The 21,121-nt window shown below is 45.4% G+C and carries 17 protein-coding genes; 13 read left to right on the top strand and 4 right to left on the bottom strand.

Annotated elements, in window-relative coordinates; translation table 11 throughout:
* The first annotated feature begins 499 nt into the window (after nucleotides 1–499).
* Nucleotides 500–1,927 carry an alanine/glycine:cation symporter family protein gene (locus M3636_RS16370; RefSeq protein ID WP_251383231.1) on the top strand — a complete coding sequence of 476 codons (1,428 nt, stop codon included), beginning with the start codon at nucleotides 500–502 and terminating at the stop codon, nucleotides 1,925–1,927.
* Nucleotides 1,928–2,095: 168 nt separating this feature from the next.
* Here the strand turns inward: M3636_RS16370 and M3636_RS16375 are convergent, their stop codons facing one another.
* Entirely contained in the window at nucleotides 2,096–2,938 is an 843-nt protein-coding gene (locus M3636_RS16375; protein ID WP_128104046.1) for a methyl-accepting chemotaxis protein, read from the bottom strand.
* A 287-nt stretch (nucleotides 2,939–3,225) separates the two neighbouring features.
* On the opposite strand from M3636_RS16375, the gene M3636_RS16380 reads away from it, so the two are divergent.
* The gene (locus M3636_RS16380) at nucleotides 3,226–3,918 is read left to right on the top strand and encodes a Crp/Fnr family transcriptional regulator (RefSeq protein WP_251383232.1); all 693 of its coding nucleotides are present in this window, start codon (nucleotides 3,226–3,228) and stop codon (nucleotides 3,916–3,918) included.
* A gap of 84 nt (nucleotides 3,919–4,002) precedes the next feature.
* On the opposite strand, the gene pepT is transcribed toward M3636_RS16380, so the two are convergent.
* Complete coding sequence (gene pepT / locus M3636_RS16385) at nucleotides 4,003–5,241, bottom strand: peptidase T (RefSeq protein ID WP_251383534.1); 1,239 nt, start codon at nucleotides 5,239–5,241, stop codon at nucleotides 4,003–4,005.
* A 440-nt stretch (nucleotides 5,242–5,681) separates the two neighbouring features.
* Here pepT and M3636_RS16390 point away from each other — a divergent pair, with 440 nt between their 5' ends.
* The 10 genes from M3636_RS16390 (at nucleotide 5,682) to M3636_RS16435 (ending at nucleotide 18,959) form a co-directional block, all read left to right on the top strand.
* Nucleotides 5,682–6,716 (top strand): NADH:flavin oxidoreductase/NADH oxidase, encoded by a 1,035-nt coding sequence (locus tag M3636_RS16390; RefSeq protein ID WP_128104044.1) that lies wholly within the window; start codon nucleotides 5,682–5,684, stop codon nucleotides 6,714–6,716.
* A 19-nt stretch (nucleotides 6,717–6,735) separates the two neighbouring features.
* The gene (locus M3636_RS16395; protein ID WP_251383233.1) at nucleotides 6,736–7,152 is read left to right on the top strand and encodes an SRPBCC family protein; all 417 of its coding nucleotides are present in this window, start codon (nucleotides 6,736–6,738) and stop codon (nucleotides 7,150–7,152) included.
* 275 nt (nucleotides 7,153–7,427) lie between these two features.
* Nucleotides 7,428–10,508, top strand: coding sequence for a hybrid sensor histidine kinase/response regulator (locus M3636_RS16400; RefSeq protein WP_251383234.1), 3,081 nt, complete (start codon nucleotides 7,428–7,430; stop codon nucleotides 10,506–10,508).
* Between the two features lie 103 nt (nucleotides 10,509–10,611).
* Nucleotides 10,612–11,775, top strand: coding sequence for a response regulator (locus M3636_RS29770; protein ID WP_251383235.1), 1,164 nt, complete (start codon nucleotides 10,612–10,614; stop codon nucleotides 11,773–11,775).
* 23 nt (nucleotides 11,776–11,798) lie between these two features.
* Entirely contained in the window at nucleotides 11,799–13,145 is a 1,347-nt protein-coding gene (locus M3636_RS16410; RefSeq protein ID WP_251383236.1) for a cryptochrome/photolyase family protein, read from the top strand.
* A gap of 291 nt (nucleotides 13,146–13,436) precedes the next feature.
* Nucleotides 13,437–13,928: a GyrI-like domain-containing protein gene (locus tag M3636_RS16415; protein WP_251383237.1), complete on the top strand. Its 492-nt coding sequence runs from the start codon at nucleotides 13,437–13,439 to the stop codon at nucleotides 13,926–13,928.
* Between the two features lie 211 nt (nucleotides 13,929–14,139).
* A complete protein-coding gene (locus M3636_RS16420; protein WP_251383238.1) occupies nucleotides 14,140–15,312 on the top strand; it encodes an acyltransferase in 1,173 nt (390 codons plus the stop codon).
* Nucleotides 15,313–15,906: 594 nt separating this feature from the next.
* Entirely contained in the window at nucleotides 15,907–16,995 is a 1,089-nt protein-coding gene (locus tag M3636_RS16425) for an HNH endonuclease (RefSeq protein WP_251383239.1), read from the top strand.
* Between the two features lie 255 nt (nucleotides 16,996–17,250).
* On the top strand, nucleotides 17,251–17,886 hold the full coding sequence (locus M3636_RS16430; RefSeq protein ID WP_145409028.1) for a TVP38/TMEM64 family protein: 636 nt from the start codon (nucleotides 17,251–17,253) through the stop codon (nucleotides 17,884–17,886).
* Entirely contained in the window at nucleotides 17,883–18,959 is a 1,077-nt protein-coding gene (locus tag M3636_RS16435; RefSeq protein WP_251383240.1) for a DUF1835 domain-containing protein, read from the top strand. The genes M3636_RS16430 and M3636_RS16435 overlap by 4 nt, the downstream gene beginning before the upstream one ends.
* 83 nt (nucleotides 18,960–19,042) lie before the next feature.
* Here M3636_RS16435 and M3636_RS16440 read toward each other — a convergent pair whose 3' ends face one another.
* Together M3636_RS16440 and M3636_RS16445 are read right to left on the bottom strand one after the other, a co-directional pair.
* Nucleotides 19,043–19,567, bottom strand: coding sequence for a cupin domain-containing protein (locus tag M3636_RS16440; protein ID WP_145409030.1), 525 nt, complete (start codon nucleotides 19,565–19,567; stop codon nucleotides 19,043–19,045).
* 238 nt (nucleotides 19,568–19,805) lie between these two features.
* Nucleotides 19,806–19,979 (bottom strand): CsbD family protein, encoded by a 174-nt coding sequence (locus M3636_RS16445; RefSeq protein WP_064506464.1) that lies wholly within the window; start codon nucleotides 19,977–19,979, stop codon nucleotides 19,806–19,808.
* A 674-nt stretch (nucleotides 19,980–20,653) separates the two neighbouring features.
* Here M3636_RS16445 and M3636_RS16450 point away from each other — a divergent pair.
* A complete protein-coding gene (locus M3636_RS16450) occupies nucleotides 20,654–21,100 on the top strand; it encodes a DUF1641 domain-containing protein (protein WP_056703434.1) in 447 nt (148 codons plus the stop codon).
* The last annotated feature ends 21 nt before the right edge of the window (nucleotides 21,101–21,121 follow it).

The following is a 21,121-nucleotide window of genomic DNA, read 5'->3' on the forward strand; positions in this document are numbered from 1 at the left end:
GTCCGTTGGTTGAACATCATCATTCTTATCATACTTCGTTCTCTATCCCCATGTGAAGACCATGGAATCCCATCACATCAAGTTAGGACATGTCTGGAAACTCGCTAAGGTGCATCTTTCACTGTCTTTTCGCCCTTATATAACCTTATAGAAGACGGCTTAGTGTTTCAGCTGAGATACATTTTTTGAGTGCTGATGTTAGGTAACGTAACAGCGGTTGAACCGAAATTCGATTTTTTATAAAAAAATTAAATGATTCGATGTAGGTATTTGTCGATTTCCGTAGTTGAGATTGTAGTATAGGTAACATCTAAAAGAGTACAACCCTGCTTATGTGTAATGGTACAAATCATATGCACTTAACGACAAGTGTATCCAGATTCAAGCAGCCCATTCCGGGCGAGTCATATTGTGCATGAATCTAGGATTGGAACAACGTTTCAGTCGTGCAGTTAGAGGGGCTATATAACGAGACAAACATGTAAAAGGAGCGTTGCCGATGGAGCAAACAATACAAGATATCGTTGTCAATTTCAACGATTTTCTATGGTCTAAGCTATTAATACTATTGTTGGTCGTATGTGGGGTGTATTTCACAACCAAAACCAAGTTCATGCAGTTCCGCATGATCGGTGATATGGTGAAGGTGCTCGCTGAGCCTCGAAGCAAGGAACCGGGTAAAATCTCGCCGTTTCAGGCTTTCTGTATTAGTATGGCCGCACGTGTAGGTACAGGAAACATCACGGGTATAGCCATAGCAATCGCGCTGGGTGGTCCTGGAGCGGTATTCTGGATGTGGATCATCGCTATTATTGGTTCCGCTTCTAGCTTTGTGGAAAGTACGCTTGCTCAGATCTATAAAATCAAAGACAATGGTGGGTTTCGCGGAGGTCCCGCCTATTATATGGAGCGCGGGCTCGGTAAGCGCTGGATGGGTGTTCTTTTTGCAATTCTCATTACGTTATCCTTCGGGCTTGTCTTTAACGCTGTGCAGTCGAACACGATTACAGTAGCATTCCAAAATTCATTTGGCATGGATCGGTTGACCGTTGGGATCATTATGGCCGTGGTATTTGCAGCCATCATCATGGGTGGTGTGAAGCGGATCGCGAAGGCATCGGAGTACATCGTTGTTGTGCTGGCTGTCCTGTATATTGGAGTGGCGGCATTTGTTGTGCTGTCGAACATCACCCAGCTTCCAGCCATGATTGTTCTCATTGTCAAAAATGCCTTCGGCATTGAACAGGTAGCCGGCGGTACGCTAGGAGCGGCACTGATGAACGGGGTTAAACGTGGTTTGTTCTCCAATGAGGCAGGTATGGGTAGTGCACCAAATGCTGCAGCCACTGCAGATACGTCACATCCCGTGAAGCAAGGGCTTATTCAAGCCTTTGGTGTGCTGACAGACACACTGATTATCTGTACAAGTACTGCGATGATTATTTTATTATCAGGCGTGTATCAAGGCTCAGACTTAGGTGGTATTGAGTTGACCCAGGCTGCACTGAGCGTGCATATCGGATCATGGGCTTCTGGTTTTCTCGCTATTATGATATTCCTATTTGCCTTCAGTACCCTTATCGGAAACTATTATTATGGGGAAACGAACATTGAATTTATCAAATCCAATAAAGGGTGGCTATGGCTATATCGTGTGAGCGTTATTGCTATGGTTATATTCGGAGCAGTAGCTAAAGTACAGCTGGTTTGGGATCTGGCAGACTTGTTCATGGGACTTATGGTTGTCGTGAACCTGATTGCAATTCTAATGTTGTCCAAAGTAACGTTTGCCGCTCTGAAGGATTATAAGAAACAAAAAGCTGAGGGGCATAATCCAGTCTTTACGCGTGATCGAATTGAGATCCCGGGCGAAGTAGAGTGCTGGGAATCAGAGACGGAAGCAGTGACTAACCAGATTAAAGCGTAAAATGTAGCTTTAGAATGATTGATGTGGGCATTAGACCATGCAACACCATTCATAGTATTTAAAATAAAAACAGGGCTTCTGCCATCCCGTAAAGGGATGAAGAAGCCCTGTTTGTCACATTCCCTATTACGGGGTGGAGATGATTCCACCCCGGGAGTGCATTTTCGTTTATTTGGAGATCGAGTAGCTGATCAGTTGCTCCGACAAAGTTTTCATCTGTTCGCCGGTCTGGTTCAGCTTCTCAATAACATCGGTGAAGGATTGAACCAGTGTAGCTTGTTCTTGGGAAGAAGCCGCAATCTGGGAAACCTCAACCTCCATCTGTTTGATTACCTGCTGAACATCTTTCAGGCTAGCATCAATATCTGTCGTTGCCTGTTTGGCATCCACGGACAGCTTGCGCACTTCAGAAGCAACAACGCCGAACCCTGCGCCTGCTTCACCCACGCGTGCTGCTTCAATTGCAGCATTGAGTCCGAGTAGATTCGTTTGTTCGGAAATCTCACGAATGAATCCAGCGACTTTGTTAATCTGGGAGGAATTCTGCACGGCAAGGCGTGCATTCTCAAGGATTTGTTCACTGGTTGCTTGCAATTCCTCGGCATGAGCCGCGACATGCTGAACCATATCCACCAGGTTTGTATTGATATTTTGATTTTCCTGTATAATATCCTCAAGCTGATTCTGATTCGTCTGATCATAGGACACGCAGAAAACCGCCACAACGTTGTTGTGGTCATCAAAGATTGGGATATTAAGTACATCCAGTTCACGACCGAAAATTTCTACGGGCAGGTTAGAGATGGTAGCTTCACGCCCATTTTTCAGTACGGCAAAGTTTCTGTAATCATCTAAGAGATCCATGCCTTTGCGGAAACCAAGGTCAACAAAGTTTTCTGTCGTAAAGACCTCTACGACTTTTTCATGATCGTAGAGAGTCAGGCTAGCAGGTTCTCTAAGAATCAGACTGATATAAGGCATAGCTTTCGTAAGAGCATCGATCACATTCATGGGTTAAAGCCACCCTTTCCATATTTATAATTTAATTTGGTATCATCGGACGCACGTAACACTTTATCTTTCATCGGACGTATGGGCGTAATCCTGAACGCCTTTTTTGATAAAATAATGACAGTTTTCAGTCTTATTTTTAAATTGTCTTCCATTAAAACTGATTTACTGGATATAAGTGCTAGTTGTAACTGTTTTTATATCAAGATATTTGTAGTTGTGCATATCATTTTTGGGACATATGTCCGTTTGTATATGTAATTTGGGTGAGAAGGAGGCTTGGCTGGATGAGAGAAATTATGGATTTTGAGCGAATGCGCCAGCTTGCACGTAACCATGGTTTAGACCAGGTGTTGGATCAATCTGCATTCGCTGAGCTCAGACTGCTTGAGGCTTCTGAAGGGGAAATCATCTGTGCCAAAGGAGAACGACCCGAGCGCCTGTATTTCTTAGTTCAGGGTAAACTCAAGATCTATACCACACTACCCAATGGCAAGTCTCTGTTGCTTCGCTTCAGCACCCCACTTGCACTTGTATGCGATCTGGAACTGGTGAACGGCAAAGAAGCGAAAAATACAGTCGAGTCGGTTAACAAAAGTCTGCTGCTCGCTGTTAGCTATCGTTACCTGCAAAACACCTATGCTGAAAATGCCAAGTTCCTACATTTCATGCTTGAACAGGTGACACATAAGCTGTACACGTTCTCCAACCTATCCAGTTTAAATCTGTTGTATCCGGTCGAAAGTCGGTTCGCTAGTTACTTGCTGTCTACAATGGAGCAGGAGAGTCAGGTGACCGAGGAGATTCAGACCTCCAAGCTGACTGATCTTGCGGATATGTTAGGCACGAGTTACAGGCATCTGAACCGTGTGATTCTTGACCTGAGCGAGCGAAATATTATACGTAAAGAGCAGCGCAAGATCGTCATTAACAATGTAGAAGAGCTCCGTGAAATCGCAGGTGGAAATATGTATGAATGACAGGGAAAAAAGCACCCTTTTTGCTGTGCAAAAGAGGGTGCTAATTCATTGTGAGCTATTCCTATTCGTTCGTTCTCTAAAACGTTAAATCTCTCCTCGATCCTCGAACAATTGAGCAATCTCCACAATAACCTGAGTGGCTTTCACCATGTTATCAACCGATACATACTCGAATTTACCATGATAGTTCTCGCCGCCTGTGAAAATATTAGGGGTAGGCATACCCATGTAGGAGAGCTGGGAGCCATCTGTTCCGCCACGAATAGGACGAATGATTGGTTCGATATCAAGACGCGTCATGGCTTCATGTGCAATATCTACGATCTGACGCACAGGTTCAATTTTCTCACGCATGTTGTAGTACTGATCGTTGATCTCAATGGTAATGCTCTTCTCGCCATATTTGGCTTTGAGTTCATTCGTTACATTCAGAAGGTAGGCTTTGCGATCCTCGAACTTCTCACGATCAAAGTCACGAATAATGTAACTCAGTTTGGTCAGTTCAACGTCGCCCTCAATGGATATGAGGTGGTAGAAACCTTCATAACCTTCAGTGAATTCGGGCGCTTCTTCTACAGGCAGACGGCGGTTCAGTTCCATCGCAATTTTAGCGGAATTGACCATTTTGCCTTTGGCTGTTCCAGGATGCACATTGGTGCCCCGCACTGTAATCTTAGCTGCTGCGGCATTGAAGCTCTCATATTCCAGCTCTCCGAGTGGGCCGCCATCGACGGTATAAGCGTATTTCGCACCGAATGCAGCTACGTCAAACTTATGCGGCCCACGACCGATTTCCTCATCAGGGGTAAATGCGACCCGTATTTTCCCGTGCTTCAACTCTGGATGCTCAATTAGGTATGCCATCGCCGTCATAATCTCTGCGATACCCGCCTTGTTGTCTGCACCGAGAAGCGTCGTGCCATCGGTTGTAATCAAGGTATGTCCTTTGTATTCATGCAGTTCCGGGAAGTCCGTCGTGGACAAAACAACATCCAGCTCTTTATTCAATGTGATATCTTGTCCATCATAATTGGAGATGACCTGTGGTTTAACATTTTTGCCTGTAAAATCGGTAGCCGTATCCAGATGAGCAAGGAAACCAATTACAGGAACGTCTTTGTCTGTATTGGAGGGGAGCGTTGCCATCACATAACCGTTCTCATCCACGGTAACGTCCTGTAGTCCAATGGATTGGCACTCCTTAACGAGTAATTCGCCTAGTGCCAACTGACCTGGTGTGGAAGGGCACGTTTCATTGTTTTCGTCAGATTGTGTATCCATCTGCACATAAGTGGTTAATCTTTGGATTAGGATGTCTTTCACCATTAATCGCTCCTTTAGTTTAAATAGATAATTGTAGTGTTATTTAGGCTCAACTGAAAAAAGTTTACACTTGCCACTCCGATGACAGAATAACCTTCCGATCGCTGTTATCTCCAGATTTTTTTTGATTCCCTTTTTCTAAAGGGAAAATCTGGAGATAAAGGCGAACGCTTTGCTTCTCCATGTTATTTCTGTCCTCTCCGTTCTCGTGTAAAAAGTTTAGTTGAACATATTTTCTGTCAGTCTCTACTGGTATAATATCACGTTTAACTGGGTGTTCGCTGAGTAGCGTTTATAGATGAGGTCAGGTATAAAAAAGGGTACTAGGGCACAGAAATGTACGTACTTGTATTCCGGTAGGTAAAGTTCATAATAGAAGTGACGCAAGCTAACAAGCTCAATATATATATCAGAAGATTTGAATAGGAGATGTAGCCCATATGTCAGAGACTTTATTTTCTCCCTATCAGTTCAAGGGATTACAGTTAAATAATCGTATTGTTATGGCGCCGATGTGCCAGTATTCCGTAGATGCCAAGGATGGTATTCCTAATGAGTGGCACCAGGTTCACTATGTGAGTCGTGCTGTTGGAGGCACAGGTCTGATCGTCATTGAGATGACAGATGTTGACCCAGATGGACGCATCACCGATAATGACCTCGGGATATGGTCAGATGATCACATTCCAGCTTTTCGCAAGCTGATTGATAGCATACATGCCCACGGTTCAAAAGTGGCGATTCAGATCGCTCACGCAGGACGAAAAGCACAGGATGCCGAGCAGCCTGTTGCACCTTCTGTTGTGACATTCCCTGGGGAGAACTTTAAGACTCCAAGAGCGTTAACGACAGAAGAAGTCGAAGAAATGGTGCAGAAATACGCAGACGGTGTTCGTCGTGCGGTTCAAGCAGGTGTAGATGCAATCGAACTACATGGGGCACACGGATATCTGATGCATCAATTCCACTCCAAGCTGATGAACCACCGGGAAGATAAATACGGCCAGAATCTATCCCAGTTTGGCGTTGAAGTGATTCGTGCAGTGAAAAAGGAAATGCCTGAGGATATGCCACTTATTCTGCGGATTTCCGCAGTAGAATATGCTGATGGTGGATATGATATAGATCATACCCTTGAGATGTCTCGTGCCTATCAGGAGGCCGGTGTAGATATGTTCCACATCAGCTCAGGTGGTGAAGGGCCTACAGGACAGAGAAAACCAGGTAACTATCCTGGATATCAGGTTCCTTTTGCACGCCGTTTCCGTGAGGAATTGAACGTTCCTGTCATTGCGGTAGGGTTGCTTGATGAGTATGCCTTAGCCGAAGCAGTTATTGGAAACGGTGATGCTGACTTGGTCGCTATAGGTAGAGGTATGCTGCGTGACCCGTATTGGGCGAACCATGCAGCGCTGGCACTTGGCATTACGAAGGATCAGGCAGGAATTGCGACGCAATATTCTCGCGGGTACTGATTTCTAAGGAGGAAGTAGAATGGATTCAGCAAGTGCATTGCCGGATATTCGGCAGCAGGTACTCCTTCATGCGCCGGTAAGTAAGGTGTGGGAGATCGTATCCACAGCACAAGGTATGGGTCGTTGGTTCATGCCTAGTAACATGGAAGCAACAGAAGGTCATGAATTCATATTGGAAGCAGGCCCCTTTGGGCAATCCCCATGCAAGGTGATTGAAGTCAAGCCGGAGCACAAGCTTTCTTTTCGTTGGGGCAAGGACTGGACGCTTACATTTGAGCTGAGTGAACAGCCTGAAGGAACCCGGTTTACGTTAACTCACAGTGGTTGGGATGCCGATCAATTGACCGAATTCGGACAAGCGCATGCCATCGTACGTGAGCGTATGGAACAAGGCTGGGTGGGAATTGTACAGAAACTTGCGCAAGAGGTTCAATAATGTATTTACTGTAATTCCAATGGAATTATAGTGAAATAACAGCGTGATAGAGCCAGAAAGCTGCAAATTCGATGCGGGCGAGCAAGCCGGTAGACGAGTTTGTGGCTTTTTGTTTTGCAAAAATAGCTGCTCCAACTATTTCCGTCTACACGAGAAACGTGTAACATGGATTTATAGAGGTAGGTTGTTCAAAAAGATCGCCCTTTTTGAATTTAGATTTATGACGATTAAACGACAAATTTAGACGTTCTTCTCTAGAGACGGAAGGATTTAGGATGAAAAAACACTGGATTATGCTCACGATCAGCTTCATATGTATTGTGATATTTCCGCTGGGTTGGGTAGCGCATACCTTAATATCCGATCGTACCAATCCAACCGTCCAGGATGGATTCATAGATCTGACTCAATGGGACTTTGACCAAAAGGGTTCTGCAACGCTTGATGGTGATTGGGATTTCTATCCGAATCAATTGTTGACACCCGTTGATTTGGAGGCTGATCGATCTGGACGTAAGGCATTATCGCCTCATTCACAGGTGAAAGTTCCCTCACAGTGGAATAAAACACTTGGTCAAGCACATGGATTCGGTACATATCATGTACGCATTAAGATTGATCCCAATGTTATTAAGAACGATTATGGCATACGCTCTCAGAATATCCGCATGGCTCATCGTATTTTTTTGGATGGCAAAGAAATCGGCGGTAAAGGTCTGCCTGGGGTCAATCCAGATATTGATATCCAGCTCAATCTGCCGTTCACCGGCTTTACATCCATTGATGGAGAGAGTGCGGATATTCTTATTCAGGTATCTAACTATAGCTACTCCTCCGGCGGGATCGTTGCCTCAGTCTTATTCGGAGATGAACGTAGCATCCAGAATAGCCAGCAATGGAGCTGGCTTACCGATCTGATGGCTCTCTTCGGATTCCTGTTTCCTGCGGCATTCTTCTTACTGTTATTCAGATTAAGGCAGAACGAAAGTGAACTTCGTTATCTGGGCTTGTTCAGTCTTGCTGGTGCGACGTATGCCTTGACCCATGGAGAGAAGTTGTTAGGTACATTTCTACCCTTTCTCCCGAATAACGAAATCCTGCGAATTCAGTTTCTTAGTGCGGCCCTTGCGTATTACTATCTGCTCCGGTATATCGATGTTATTGTTCCGGGTGCTGTGCATCAATGGTTTGTTCGACTTGGTGTCACGCTGGTCATCCTACAATGTGTAATCGGGCTTGCGTTACCACCAGCCGTGTTTTCACGTCTAACGCCATATATGTTACTTATTTCTCTTGTTGTCATCCTTTACTCGCTTAGAGCTATGGTGTTTTGGTTGAAAATGAGACCGAATGATGGACATTTTGCATTACTTAGCATGATGAGCTTGATGATGGTTGTGGTGCTGCATACCGTTGGTGCCTTTACCACTTGGGATACATCGTTTCTAGCGCTGTATGAGCTATTATTATTTATTTTCATACAGATGATCCTAACAGCCATTCGATTTGCGGAATCCTTTCGTGAGGTTGAGGCTTTATCTGAGCGGTTGCTTGTCATTGATAGCCTCAAAGATGAGTTTATGGCTAATACTTCTCATGAGCTCCGCACGCCGCTACACGGAATCATTAATATTGCCCAGTCCATGCTGGAGGGTGCTGCAGGTGAAGTTACGAAAAAGCAAGCCAAAAACCTGTCTATGATCACTTCTACAGGCAGACGGCTCTCTTTGTTAATTAACGATATTCTTGATTTTTCCAAGCTTAAAAATAGTGAAATTGAACTGAAACGGGAAGCGGTGGATCTGGAATCCATCGCACGTACAGTCGTGGAGGTTTCCGACTTTACCTTCGGAGATAAGCCAATTGTACTGCTCCAGCAGTGGCCGCAGGGTATGCCGCTTGTGGAAGCGGATGAGGATCGGCTACGGCAGATTTTGTACAATCTGCTGGGGAATGCGTACAAGTATACCCACCAAGGCGAAATTCACCTATATGCGACTGTTGAGGGTGACCAGGTGACCGTCTCCGTTGCTGATACTGGTGTAGGCATCGCCGCGGAGAAGCTGGAAGATATTTTTCAATCCTATGAGCAGGGCAATGGGACAAGTGAGAATGTCATGGGAGGCACGGGGCTCGGCCTAAGTATTACACGTAAGCTTGTTGAGTTAGGCGGCGGAACGATATGGGTTGAATCCGTTCCAGGTGAAGGCTCAGTGTTCCATTTTACGTTGCCGGTCGCACAGACGAATTTACTTCAAGCGAGCTATAAACCCTCAGCAGCACAGTACGTAGCTGCCACGCAGAGCGCTGAGAAGAATAACGGATTCATTGATGAGTTGGATGAAAACGATTATATCTTTGAGGCGGATCACACGATCCTGGTTGTAGACGATGATCCGGTCAATCGTCAAGTTCTGATCAACTTGTTATCAACACAGCGATATCACGTCATTGCAGCCGATAGCGGAGCCGCTGCGCTGAAGCTGCGTGAGAAACATCCTGGCATTGATCTGGTGGTGACGGACTGGATGATGCCTGGTATGTCTGGGATTGAGCTGTGCCGTAGGCTGAGGGAGCGTAGTTCATTATCCGAGCTACCTATTCTGATGTTGACGGCGCGAGGCTTGCCTGAGGATATCAAGCTTGGTTTTCAGGCTGGAGCGAATGATTTCTTGAGTAAACCTGTAGATGCAGGTGAGCTTCGCGCCAGGGTCAGAACGCTAATTGAGATGAAAGCCTCCGTACAGGGGGCGATTCGCACCGAAATGGCCTTCTTACAAGCACAGATCAAACCACATTTTCTCTATAATGCGCTCAATGTCATTATTGCCACATGTGCGGTTAATCCGGACAAGGCTACAGACTTGCTGGTTGAACTAAGTCAGTATCTACGAGGGAGTTTTGACTTCCAGAACAGAGATCAGCTTGTGCCACTTCACAAGGAGCTGGAGCTTGTTGAATCCTATGTTCATTTGGAAAAAGCACGATTCGAGGAAAGGCTGGTTGTTCTATACGACGTCGAGCCTGGAATTCGTCTCTATATCCCTCCACTGAGTATCCAACCTCTGGTGGAGAATGCCATTCGCCATGGTGTAATGGAGCGTGCGTCTGGAGGGACGGTATCTCTCAAGATCGCCAATACAGGAGACCATATCCTAGTACAGGTCGAAGATAATGGTGTAGGCATATCGCCAGAGCGGCTAGCGCAGGTTCAATCTGGGCGCACCGAAGGACCGGGGGGCGTCGGCTTGAAAAATATTAATCGGCGATTAACCTCGCTGTATGGTACAGGTCTAGAGATTGAGAGTCATTTGGGAAAGGGATCGATTATTCGGTTTTATGTACCCTTAGAATAGTTAATTAATATACAATAATAATTATATGAGGTTGTTCAGCATCAAAGTGTTCCGTGTAAGTCGTCTTTAATCCATTGTATATAGTTAGGAGGTTAGAGGAACGGTGAGAGCGATTGTAATCGATGACGAGAAACCAGCGCAGCTGCATTTGGAGCGTCTGTTATTGTCGGACGGAAGGATTACACCTGTGCAATGTTTTTCGACAGCTCGTGAAGGGATTGATTTTCTGGCCAAGAATCGTGTAGATGTCGTATTTTTGGACATCGGAATGCCTGAGATGAATGGACTGGAAGCGGCTGAATATATACAGCAATTGGATTACCAGGTTCAGATTATATTTGTAACGGCATATGCTGACCATGCGGTTGAGGCATTTGAATTGCATGCTTTGGATTACGTCTTGAAGCCGTTAAGCTCTGCCAGATTAGCAAAGACAGTAGACCGGATTATGAATGTTGGTTTGGCTCATTCCCAAGTTGCAGTCACCGCCGAGATTGTAGAGCCCGATGCGAAGGATGCACAGGTTCACACGGATGTTCCTGGGTTACTCACCTTTAAGCATCTGGATATTTACAGAAGCCTAGCTCCTGAAGCGAAGAAGCATAAGTGGCGCACGACGAAGTCGCAGGAACTGTTTGCTTTTCTGTTTCATCATCGGGATGAGTGGGTAAGTAAAGAGGTCATACTGGACAAGTTATGGGCAGACGTCTCTCAGGAGAAAGGTCTGACTCATCTACATACATCGGTGTATCAGATTCGCAAGCTTCTGAAGGAATGGCATATGACGGGCAAACTAGAATACAATATGAACCGCTATCGTCTTCTTGCGGGTAATCTCGTAAGTGACGTAGAACAGTTCGAACAAGGTACAAGCTACAGCGAAGTCACCGAAGAGAATGTGGAGCAATTGCGTGAATTCGCTGCACTGTACCGAGGAGATTATCTGGAAGAGCATGATTACCATTGGTCTCAAGCCAAAGCGCGTGAGCTTAAACGGAAATATATGCAGCTTGTAATGGATATCGCCAAGTGGAATATGCATCATGGGCGAGGTAAGGAATCGATCGAGCAGCTAATTCAACTACAAGAACGTGAGCCATATGCCGAAGAAGTCTGCCGTCTTATGATGGAGGTGTATGCATCCATGGACGATCAGCAAGCCATACTCAAATTGTATACATCGTTTACACTTACGCTATTTGAGGAGCTTGGTCACCAACCTGAGACGGAGACGAGTCAACTTTATCAAAAGCTGATGGCGAAGTAGTGCAGGACAGCAGGAGGATATCAATGAAATTGTTCATACATCGCAAAGATCTGCGAACAGATGACCTGGTGGGATTCGATTATTTGCGAGATCAGGAAGTAGAGAGTCTGCATGTGTTTATCTATGACCCGTTTTTGTTGCGTCAAGGTCGTGACGAGGAGCACAGTGGTGTGAATTTTCTACAACATGCAGCGGAGCTTGGCAATCAATACCGTGAGGCAGGGCAACCTCTGCATGTTGCGTATGGTAAGCCTGCTGAAGTCGTGGAATACATCTTAGAGCAGATGGAAGGCAGTATCGATGAGGTTGTTGTCCATCGGGACATGACCCCTTACGCAATAGAGCGGGATCGTAGCATACGTAAAGTTGCGGAAGATCGGAAGGTCACCTTTACCCTTTTGACAGACCATCTATTAATGGATCTTGCAGGTTTTGCGGCGTTTACAGGTAAGTCAGAGCCTTACAAAGTATTCGCGGCCTTCCATCGTCGCTGGGTTGAGTTCATGAATGAGCATCCGAATCCGCCCTCAGCAACCACTGTGGCAGATCTGAAGTTAAGTGAGCACAAGATCGAATTTCCTGAATCCATGCATGTGCCTGAGCATTTGTTAACACACACTACGGTGGAAGATCCATTCCCATTATTGAACGATTTCTTGGCAGAGCGAGTGGTAGACTACGGAGATCATCGGGATGAGTATGAGGCGTATGAACCCAGTCATCTGAGCTCCTATGTGGCTGTTGGTGCGATATCGATCCGTAAGATGTATGATGCTGCGAGCCGAGCCGAGGATTCGTATGAATGGATTAGACAGTTATGCTTCCGGGATTTCTATCTGTACCGTGCCGTGTATGAGAGTCACTATTTTACGTATGAGAAGGTATACGATCTCTCGGCGTTACACGATGAACATTTTGAGAAGTGGTGCAAGGCGGAGACAGGCATTCCGATTATTGATGCAGCGATGACCGAATTGAATGAGACTGGACGTATGCCGAACCGGCTGCGTATTCTGACTGCAATGTTTCTGACCAAAAATTTGCAGTGTCCCTTTACGTTAGGCGAAGCCTATTTCAGACGTAAGCTGCGAGACTATGACAATATCCAGAATCGTGGCAATTGGCTGTGGTGTGCTTCGCTGGGTGAGAACGCCGCTCCCTATTTCCGAGTGAATAATCCGGTAACACAGTCTGAAAAGTATGACCCTCAGGGGGATTATATTCGCAAATGGTTGCCTGATCTGAAGGATTTGCACAGCAAAGACATCCATCAGCCGCGAGAACATGCCATTGTTGATCTGAAAGCGTCCCGTCAGGCGGCTATTGAGGTCTATAAAATGATTCTAGGTAGTCGTCCGAAAGAGAACTAAGTTGTTATACTAAGGATTCTTAGAGCGCTTTAGATAAATGCAGTCCCGCAAAAAGCTTGGTGAAACAGGCGATATATAAACTTTACTCCGTAATGATCTCTTGAGATCTTACGGTTTTTTTGTTTTTAAGATGAATCATGATGTGGCTTATAGTCTTCTGACAGGGGACAGATTATTTTGAAATTTAACAAAAATTACAGTTATTTCAACTATGTTTGATGTATAATTGTGGAGTAAATTACTAATTCCTGGCTGAAAGTGAATTATATTATCGTGAGAGGATGAGCGTTCATGGAGCAGGTAAATAGTGTGTTTGAATTGGTGCATAAAGAGGCAAGCGTTGTTGTTGGTTTGAAATGGGAAGGAACCTTTGCCGAGGCAGGAGCCGGTGGCATTCGTGTGATTCAGTCGGAATTTAAACGTCGGTTGAACGAGATTCAGCATGTGCTGCATCCGGACGAGCTACTTGGGTTGTCATATCACATGACAGAGACCGGGTTTACTCATTACGTTGGCGTTGAAGTGGATGCTGGTGCTACACAGGAGATTCCCGAGGGGATGGAGCGTATTGAGGTTGCTTCAAGCCATTATGCCAAGCGTTACCACACGAAGGGTCAGAACATCGAAGCGTCATATAACGAGCTATATACGGGAATTGGCGCTAGTGAATATCAGTTAGCCGGAGGTGCGCTTACGCATTACGAAGTGTACCCTATGACTCAGAAGGCGGATGAGTCTGATCCTGAGTTTACCATTTTCATCCCGGTCATCCATAAATCATAATACATATGCTATCTGACCCTTAAGACCGCATTGTAGCGGTCTTTTTGCTATGGGTGGACATGAAAAACATGTGAAATCTGCTTGAAAATTTAGAAAATGTTAAGAAAATGGACTACACATATTAAGCTTTATGCTTTTTAATAGAGAGAGTGTTACTTATATTAAGTCATATCTGACATATCGACGAACAAATGAAGGAGAAACGCTAAACATGAGTGAAACAATGAAGAGAGAGCGGATTCCAGAGCTAAATCTGGTACGGGCCATGGCTATAATCGGCGTGCTAAGTGTGCATTCCACTTCATACGCCACCGTAGACATGACCGGGTCAGGGTACTACTGGCTGTATAATTTTATTAATATTTTCATGAAATATGGTACGCCGACCTTTATTTTTATGAGTAGCTTTGTGCTGTTCTATAACTATTATTCCCGTCCGTTGGACAAGAAGTTAGTAAGTAATTTTTACAAGAAAAGATTCGTGTATATCTTACTGCCTTATTTCTTGTTTTCGTTGATGTACTTTGTATTACTGCATTACATCCATTATCAAGGGCGCCCATTCGGCGAGTCAGCCCTTAGCTTCATCACCAAGCTCTTCACGGGTAAGGCGTATACGCATCTGTACTTTGTGTTTATCAACATGCAATTCTATCTGTTATTCCCGTTTGTGCTATGGTTGCTGAAGAAGTATCCTTCGGTTGTGAAGTGGTCCGTGCCGATTGGACTACTCATTCAGTGGGCTTTCATCGTAAGTAATAAGTATGGATTCCAGGTTCCTAACAAAGGTAGCTGGGCGTTCTCTTACTTCTCGTACTTTATGTTAGGTGCCTTTATCGGCGTGTATTTCCCTAAGATCAAACAGTGGTTTGTCATTAGCCGTGCCAATGCAACAAAAGGGCGGGTAGCTTCATGGGTATTGCTCTGGGCTGTATGGATCTTTGCCGGTCTTGGGCATGTGTACATCTATTATCTACTGCGCCTTAAGATCGCAACCTATAACACATTGTGGTACGAATTCTTCTGGAATCTGCATACCTTCGCTTGTGCGCTGGTTCTGATCCAGATCTCTTATCTGCTCTATCGTAAAGGGCCGGCACTGATCGTTAAGCCGCTTAATCGACTTGGTGCGTTGTCCTTCGGCATTTATCTGATTCATCCGTTCTTCTTGCTCGTTTATCGGAATTTCCCTCCACAAACGGGTACGTCTTGGCTGCTTCACCTCTGGTATGCTGGAGGGTTCGGGGTAGCTCTGATCGCATCGTGGATTGTTGTAGGTTTGACAGCGAGATTCATTCCATTCGCATGGGTCTTCTTCGGTAACTTGCCGAAGCCCAAACCACGCCTCGTGCCACAGCAGAAGCCAGGACAACTGGACGCGTAATTATATTTATATTTATTTTCCATCATAGGAATATGGAGCCGTTTCTTGGTCGACCTTAGGGTTGAGCGGGAAACGGCTTTTTCGTATGTCATAAGATATAAATTAACTAAACGTTTACACGAGAACGGAGAGGACAGAAATAACCTGAAGAAGCGGAGCGTTCGCCTTTATCCCCGGATTCCCCCTTTGGAGAAGGGAATGAAAGGAATCTGGGGGTAACAGCGATCGGAAGGTTGTTCTGGCATCGCAGTGGCCAGTGTAAATACTCTTTCGTTGTGGTTATATAGATTGCCCTGAAGCATGGGGAACGAATGTTTCTTTTTCGCGTACGAAGGGTAATGAGACATCGGAACACGATTACAAATTCTTAGCGATGAACAGGAACAAGGTGAGATAAATGACAACATGTCAACAATGCGGGAGACCGATGCAAGATATATTAGAATACGTGGAACATATCCTTCATGAATGCGAGCAGCCGCGGGAATTCGGCGCTGAGGAATATCAATCAGGAGCTCATGAGGGTGTTCGTGAGCAGATGTGATACAATAGAAAGAAACCGGATTCATAAGGAACCGAGGTGACGACATGGAGATGGGCACGGCCCCTTTCCGGCAACATATGACTGAACATGAAGCGCAGCAGACGAAGACATGTATGTATTGCGGGCAAAAGCGTCCGTTGTCCGAATTTCGGCGCAGAACCGGGAAACGCGCCGGCCCTGGCGCCAGAAGAGGAGCCTGCCGAAGCTGTCGGAAGTCTGGTGTACAGGCAGCCGTCAGTAACATCTCCATGCCACATGTAAGGCATTCCGAACGAGCAAATAGTGAGAAGGATGTTATAACCTCTGTGACTGTACCAGCTAATTCTGCTGTGCGTTCAGTATCCGTGCAAGCGAGCGAGGATAGCTCTGCTTCACCTGTGAGTGAATCCATTTCGGACAAGCAGTCCTTATCATTGACTGAGCCTACCTCTGGACACCGTAAGAAGAGAAGAAGGAAGAGAAAAGCGAAACGACCTGATGCTCTCCAGGAAAAAGGACAAACGAAATCAGAGCCTGACCAGCAGTCTGATCAGCAGCCGACTGTAACGAATCCGGAGCTGCAGAGTTCGAATGAAGACTCAGCTCGTGTGACGATACCGCCACATCGGACAAACTCGCATGGGACTCGTAATCGTGGGTTAAGTACAGATCGTCGTCAGCGCCGTCAGAATTCAGCAGAGCCTGTCGCTATTGATCCGGAAGATCCTTCCTCCCTTCGAACCAACAGACAGGGACTCATCCGAATGCGTGGCAAAACAGACAAGGGACGCCGTTGGCATCAGGAGATTGATATGGAGCTTGCTGTCACGCTGGTGAAGGAAAAGGCTGCAGTGGTGGTCAACCGGTATACCATTCGCAGATTATTTAGCAACAAGGATTTTAAACGATATATTCTGAATCGTGATCAGTATACGTGTCACTTCTGTGGATCGTATGGAGACACCATTGACCATCTGCTTCCTCGAGCCAAAGGTGGACATACGACACCGCTCAATTGTGTATGTGCCTGCAATCTATGCAATCAATCAAAGGCGGCTATGGATGCGGATGAATTCATGCAGTCTGGAATTCCGGAGTGGAATGCAGCACATCAGGAGGAATTGATTCAGATACAGCTACAAGAGGCGCAGTTGGATTAGTTGGTTATTTAATTACAATCTAATTAGGGCTTTGAAGATACGGATAATGCAGAGCACACCTGAACTTGTGTTGGGGTGTGCTCTTTGTGATGCCAATAAGTGATGTGAACCCCACGATGAACTGTGAATATTTCTTCAAATTAACAACGGTGGGAAGTACATCTGTACGTTATACTGAGAGTAGTGTGGTGAGAGTTTTTGTACGAAATGAAATAGAACAGCAGTTGTTACTTATTATAGATTGGAAGGATGCAGATGAGCTTGGTACCCTTGGACATTATGTCCTATATTACGGAAGAAAATATACGTTATTGGTTAGAGCAGTTTCGCTCGCTTGGTCCGTTACCAGGGATTCTGCTCACCTTTATGAAATCATTTGTACCACCACTGCCTACACTTCTTATTGTTGGGGTGAATGGTGCGGTGTATGGACTATGGGCGGGATTTATATATTCATGGATCGGAATGGTATTAGGCTGTACGGTTACGTTCCTACTTGTAAGAGAGATCGGTAAATCTGCCTTTGTAGAGCGATGGGCGAATAAACCACGAGTACAACGCAGTATGGTATGGATTCGGAGGAATGCATTCAGTTATGTATTTTTGCTTAGCATTTTTCCGGTTGGGCCGTTTGTTATTATCAATGTTGCCGCAGGTATTGCCCGTATGCGGTTGCTATCCTTCTTGCTCGCCGTTGGCTGTGGTAAGGCCATTATGATCTTCTGTGTAACCTACATCGGTTCTAACGTCGAGCAGTTCCTGGAGCATCCTATTCGCTGGGGTGGCGTATTGTTGTTTATCGCCGCATCTCTATGGGCGAGCCGTAAGTTGGAACGTCACTTTACTCGTTCGTCGTCCAATTCTGATGGAGCAAAAGGAGAAGTCGTATGATTGAGAATGTATTTGAATTTGATCAAGAATTGCATCGTATGAATGAGGATGAGCTACGTATGTTGTTACGTGAGCTGTATCTTCGAGCAGATATGGCAGTCAGTCAAGAAGTAGATACAGGTCGTACAGATGCTTTTGCCGCTAAAGTTCAGTCGTTATTTAATAGATTGGGCGACCAGCGAAGTCAGGATCAGGCTCAGAAGCAGGCGTTGGATACACAGAAAGCGCGTGAAATACACATTGCATTTGGAGACTCACCGTTAGGCAGTATTAAGGTGGCGATGGGCAACGTTCCTGGACGTTCAGGGCGGCGCTTTTTCACGATGAATGACTACTATGTGATTGGCCCATTGGGGGATCTAACGAACAAAGTAAATGTGCAGCGCAGACATCTGTGGCTGCTTGAGCGATTTCACATGAGTGAATCTGGAAGGTATGCGGTTCAAGGAATAGAAGAGCTGCTTCACATCAATCAGATGGTCAGTTCCATTGACGAAGAGACCCGAATTACGATCTGGTATGCCAACAATGGCCATGAGCGAACCGGGCTCTTATATGCCATGCATTTGCTGCGTGACAGGAAAAGCCCAATTTATCATATTGAAACGAAAGATTTATATCCAAAATTGTTTAATACACCTGAGGTACAGTACGAGGTTCGCGGTACAGGTGAGATTCATTCCGAGAGTTTACTGAAGATGTGGCATCACTGCGAGCAACATGAACCGTTATCTTCCGAGGAGCGCAGACAAATGGAGCAAGAGTGGTTGCATCTGTCTGCACAGCCGGGGCATCTTCGTTTGATGCAGGATGGTTACATCCAAAGCGTCTCTGAAGACGCCATCGATGAGTTCATTATGCAGAAGGTCAGAGAGGTTGCATCAACCAGGCAGCCTGGTGAGTTCATAAAGTCAGCTCGCATTGTAGGTGAAGTGCTGGGGCATCTGGAACAAGCTGTGGGCGATACTTTTATTGAGTACCGCATACGTCAGCTTATTCTACAGGGACGACTCGACATGGAGGGCATGCCTCATGCGATGCGATTTTATAGTATAAGACTTGCCAGCAGCTAGTCGAAAGAGAAATACTTTTGATATCCAAGGAAGCTAGATCTTCACACGTTTTGTTTATTTGTAAGTTCGGGAGTTCTTCAGTCTTAATTAGCTTCTGTACGTTTACCCCATAGTTTCAGCAATGGTCCATCAGATCCATATACCGGATCCGAATCTGGTACAGGAACTTGCTGAATCTCACGCACAGCTTGGGGGCGTTCGCTTGGATCACCGGTGCGCGTATTATAATTCATCCCAGCGGGATAAGCGCCTGCGATACGGAAATCGAGGCTGGCATGCAGCCGTTTATGCCCTGTTCCAGCAGGAAGTACGACAACATCACCCGTTTGTAAAGTAACGACTTGACCATGTTCACCGCCCAGAATGATCTGAACGGAGCCGCTAATGACGGCCAAGGCTTCATGCGCATTACTGTGGTAGTGGTGATAATCAAACACGCCATTAACCCAGCTATTGCCCCAACGGTGATCGTTCATCTTCTGTTCTGCTGAAGATGGACTGTCTGCCCACACCCCGTGGTATATAAGCACAGGAAGTGTAGGATTGTTAGGGATCACACCATCATCATGTAGAAATAAAGTCTGTACTTGTGGATCGGTCTGCTCCATGTATATCACGCCCTCTGCTATTGATTCTGAGTATCGCCTCAGCAAATCGGTACAAAAAAAGCCAGGGAAGGGGTAGTACGAACACACCTTCCTCGGCTTTTTTGCACCTCTGTCCCAGGACTGACCTGGTGTTAGTTATTGTTGGACAGGGGAGTAATGCTATATCTGTTACCCATCTAGTGAAGACCATGGAATGACTCCTTAAGTCAGTTATACTAGATTGCAGGAATCAGATGTATTAGTGATGTTTTTTCACATCAGCAATTTTGTCCTGAACAGCACCTTTGGCTTTATCTTTTTTACCTTCAGCCTGAAGGGATCTGTTGTTGGTTGCATTACCGATCTGATCCTTCACTTCGCCTTTAGCTTTGTTCACGCCTGCTTTGATTTTATCGCTAGTTGAATTACTCATATCGAACATCTCCTTCGTTATCTGGTGTAGTCCTTATTAACCGGGTTGATGGAATTCTAAACGATGCTTGTTCATAAGAGGTCAAACTAAACGCTGAATTCAAACTTAAATAAAGATGCTCTTATGGGGAATAAGGGTGGCTTTCTCGCCGCATAATAACGGGAGTGACCAATTTCGTTGCATAAAAAACGAGGTTTTGGGAATCTTTTCCTTTAAAAACAAATGAATGTTTCCTTCGCTGCGTACATATCGCACATATGGCCATATGTGATCTCGTCTTCATACCACATGTGGTAGAAATGCGGATCTTGGACTGGAGGAAAGGCCTTTTCAACGAGGCCGTAAACCTTGACAAAATAATCGATTTTGTTACAATGTTCACAATATCTTCACATGTGTAAAAAATTTCTTTTTCATGTTGCTGTGTAAGAGGTGTAATATAGGGGTATAGAGTTCGGTTTCGGCCTGCTTGTCGTTTTGTGCGTCAACACATGTTGCACGCAATAGATCCTAGATACAATACATCATGTAAGAGCGGCTTACGGGATTCGCTCATTCTATTGTGTGAAATTTGGTACATTTAGTTGTATTGATGTATTTGTGGTTCGGCTCTGCTTGACAGGCATCATGAAAGTCGCGGACTTCTATCCCAAAGTAAAGGAGGACTTTCTCTTATGTCACAATCGCCTACTCAACAAGAGGTGCCGGTTACAGAAGGTGCCGACGTTTCCCAACGCCAGTCCTTGGATGTACTGGATCAACTGATGAAGCCTGAGGTACAGGAGTCTTTGACCGTTCTGGTGGAGAACCTGCCTAAATTGGCTGAAATGGTTACTGCAATGACGAAAGCTTATGACTTTGCACAAAGCGTAGCTACAGACAAAGTTCTGATCAGCGACACAATGAGCGCAATGGGTGAGTTCGCTAAGCCTGTTGTAGACAAAGCTAAAGGTGTAGCTTCCGCTGCAATTGAAGCAAATGATCGTGCGCAAACGGAGCAAACTTCGGTTGGCTTGTTCGCTATGCTCAAAATGCTTAAAGATCCAAACGTACAACAAACGCTTCGTTTTGCTCAATCATTCTTGAGTGTCCTGAACGAGCGTCAACAACAGCAACGTTAAGATTAGTAGAACGGAGGATGG

The organism is Paenibacillus sp. MER 99-2 (assembly GCF_023714095.1).
Taxonomy (GTDB): Bacteria; Bacillota; Bacilli; order Paenibacillales; family Paenibacillaceae; genus Paenibacillus.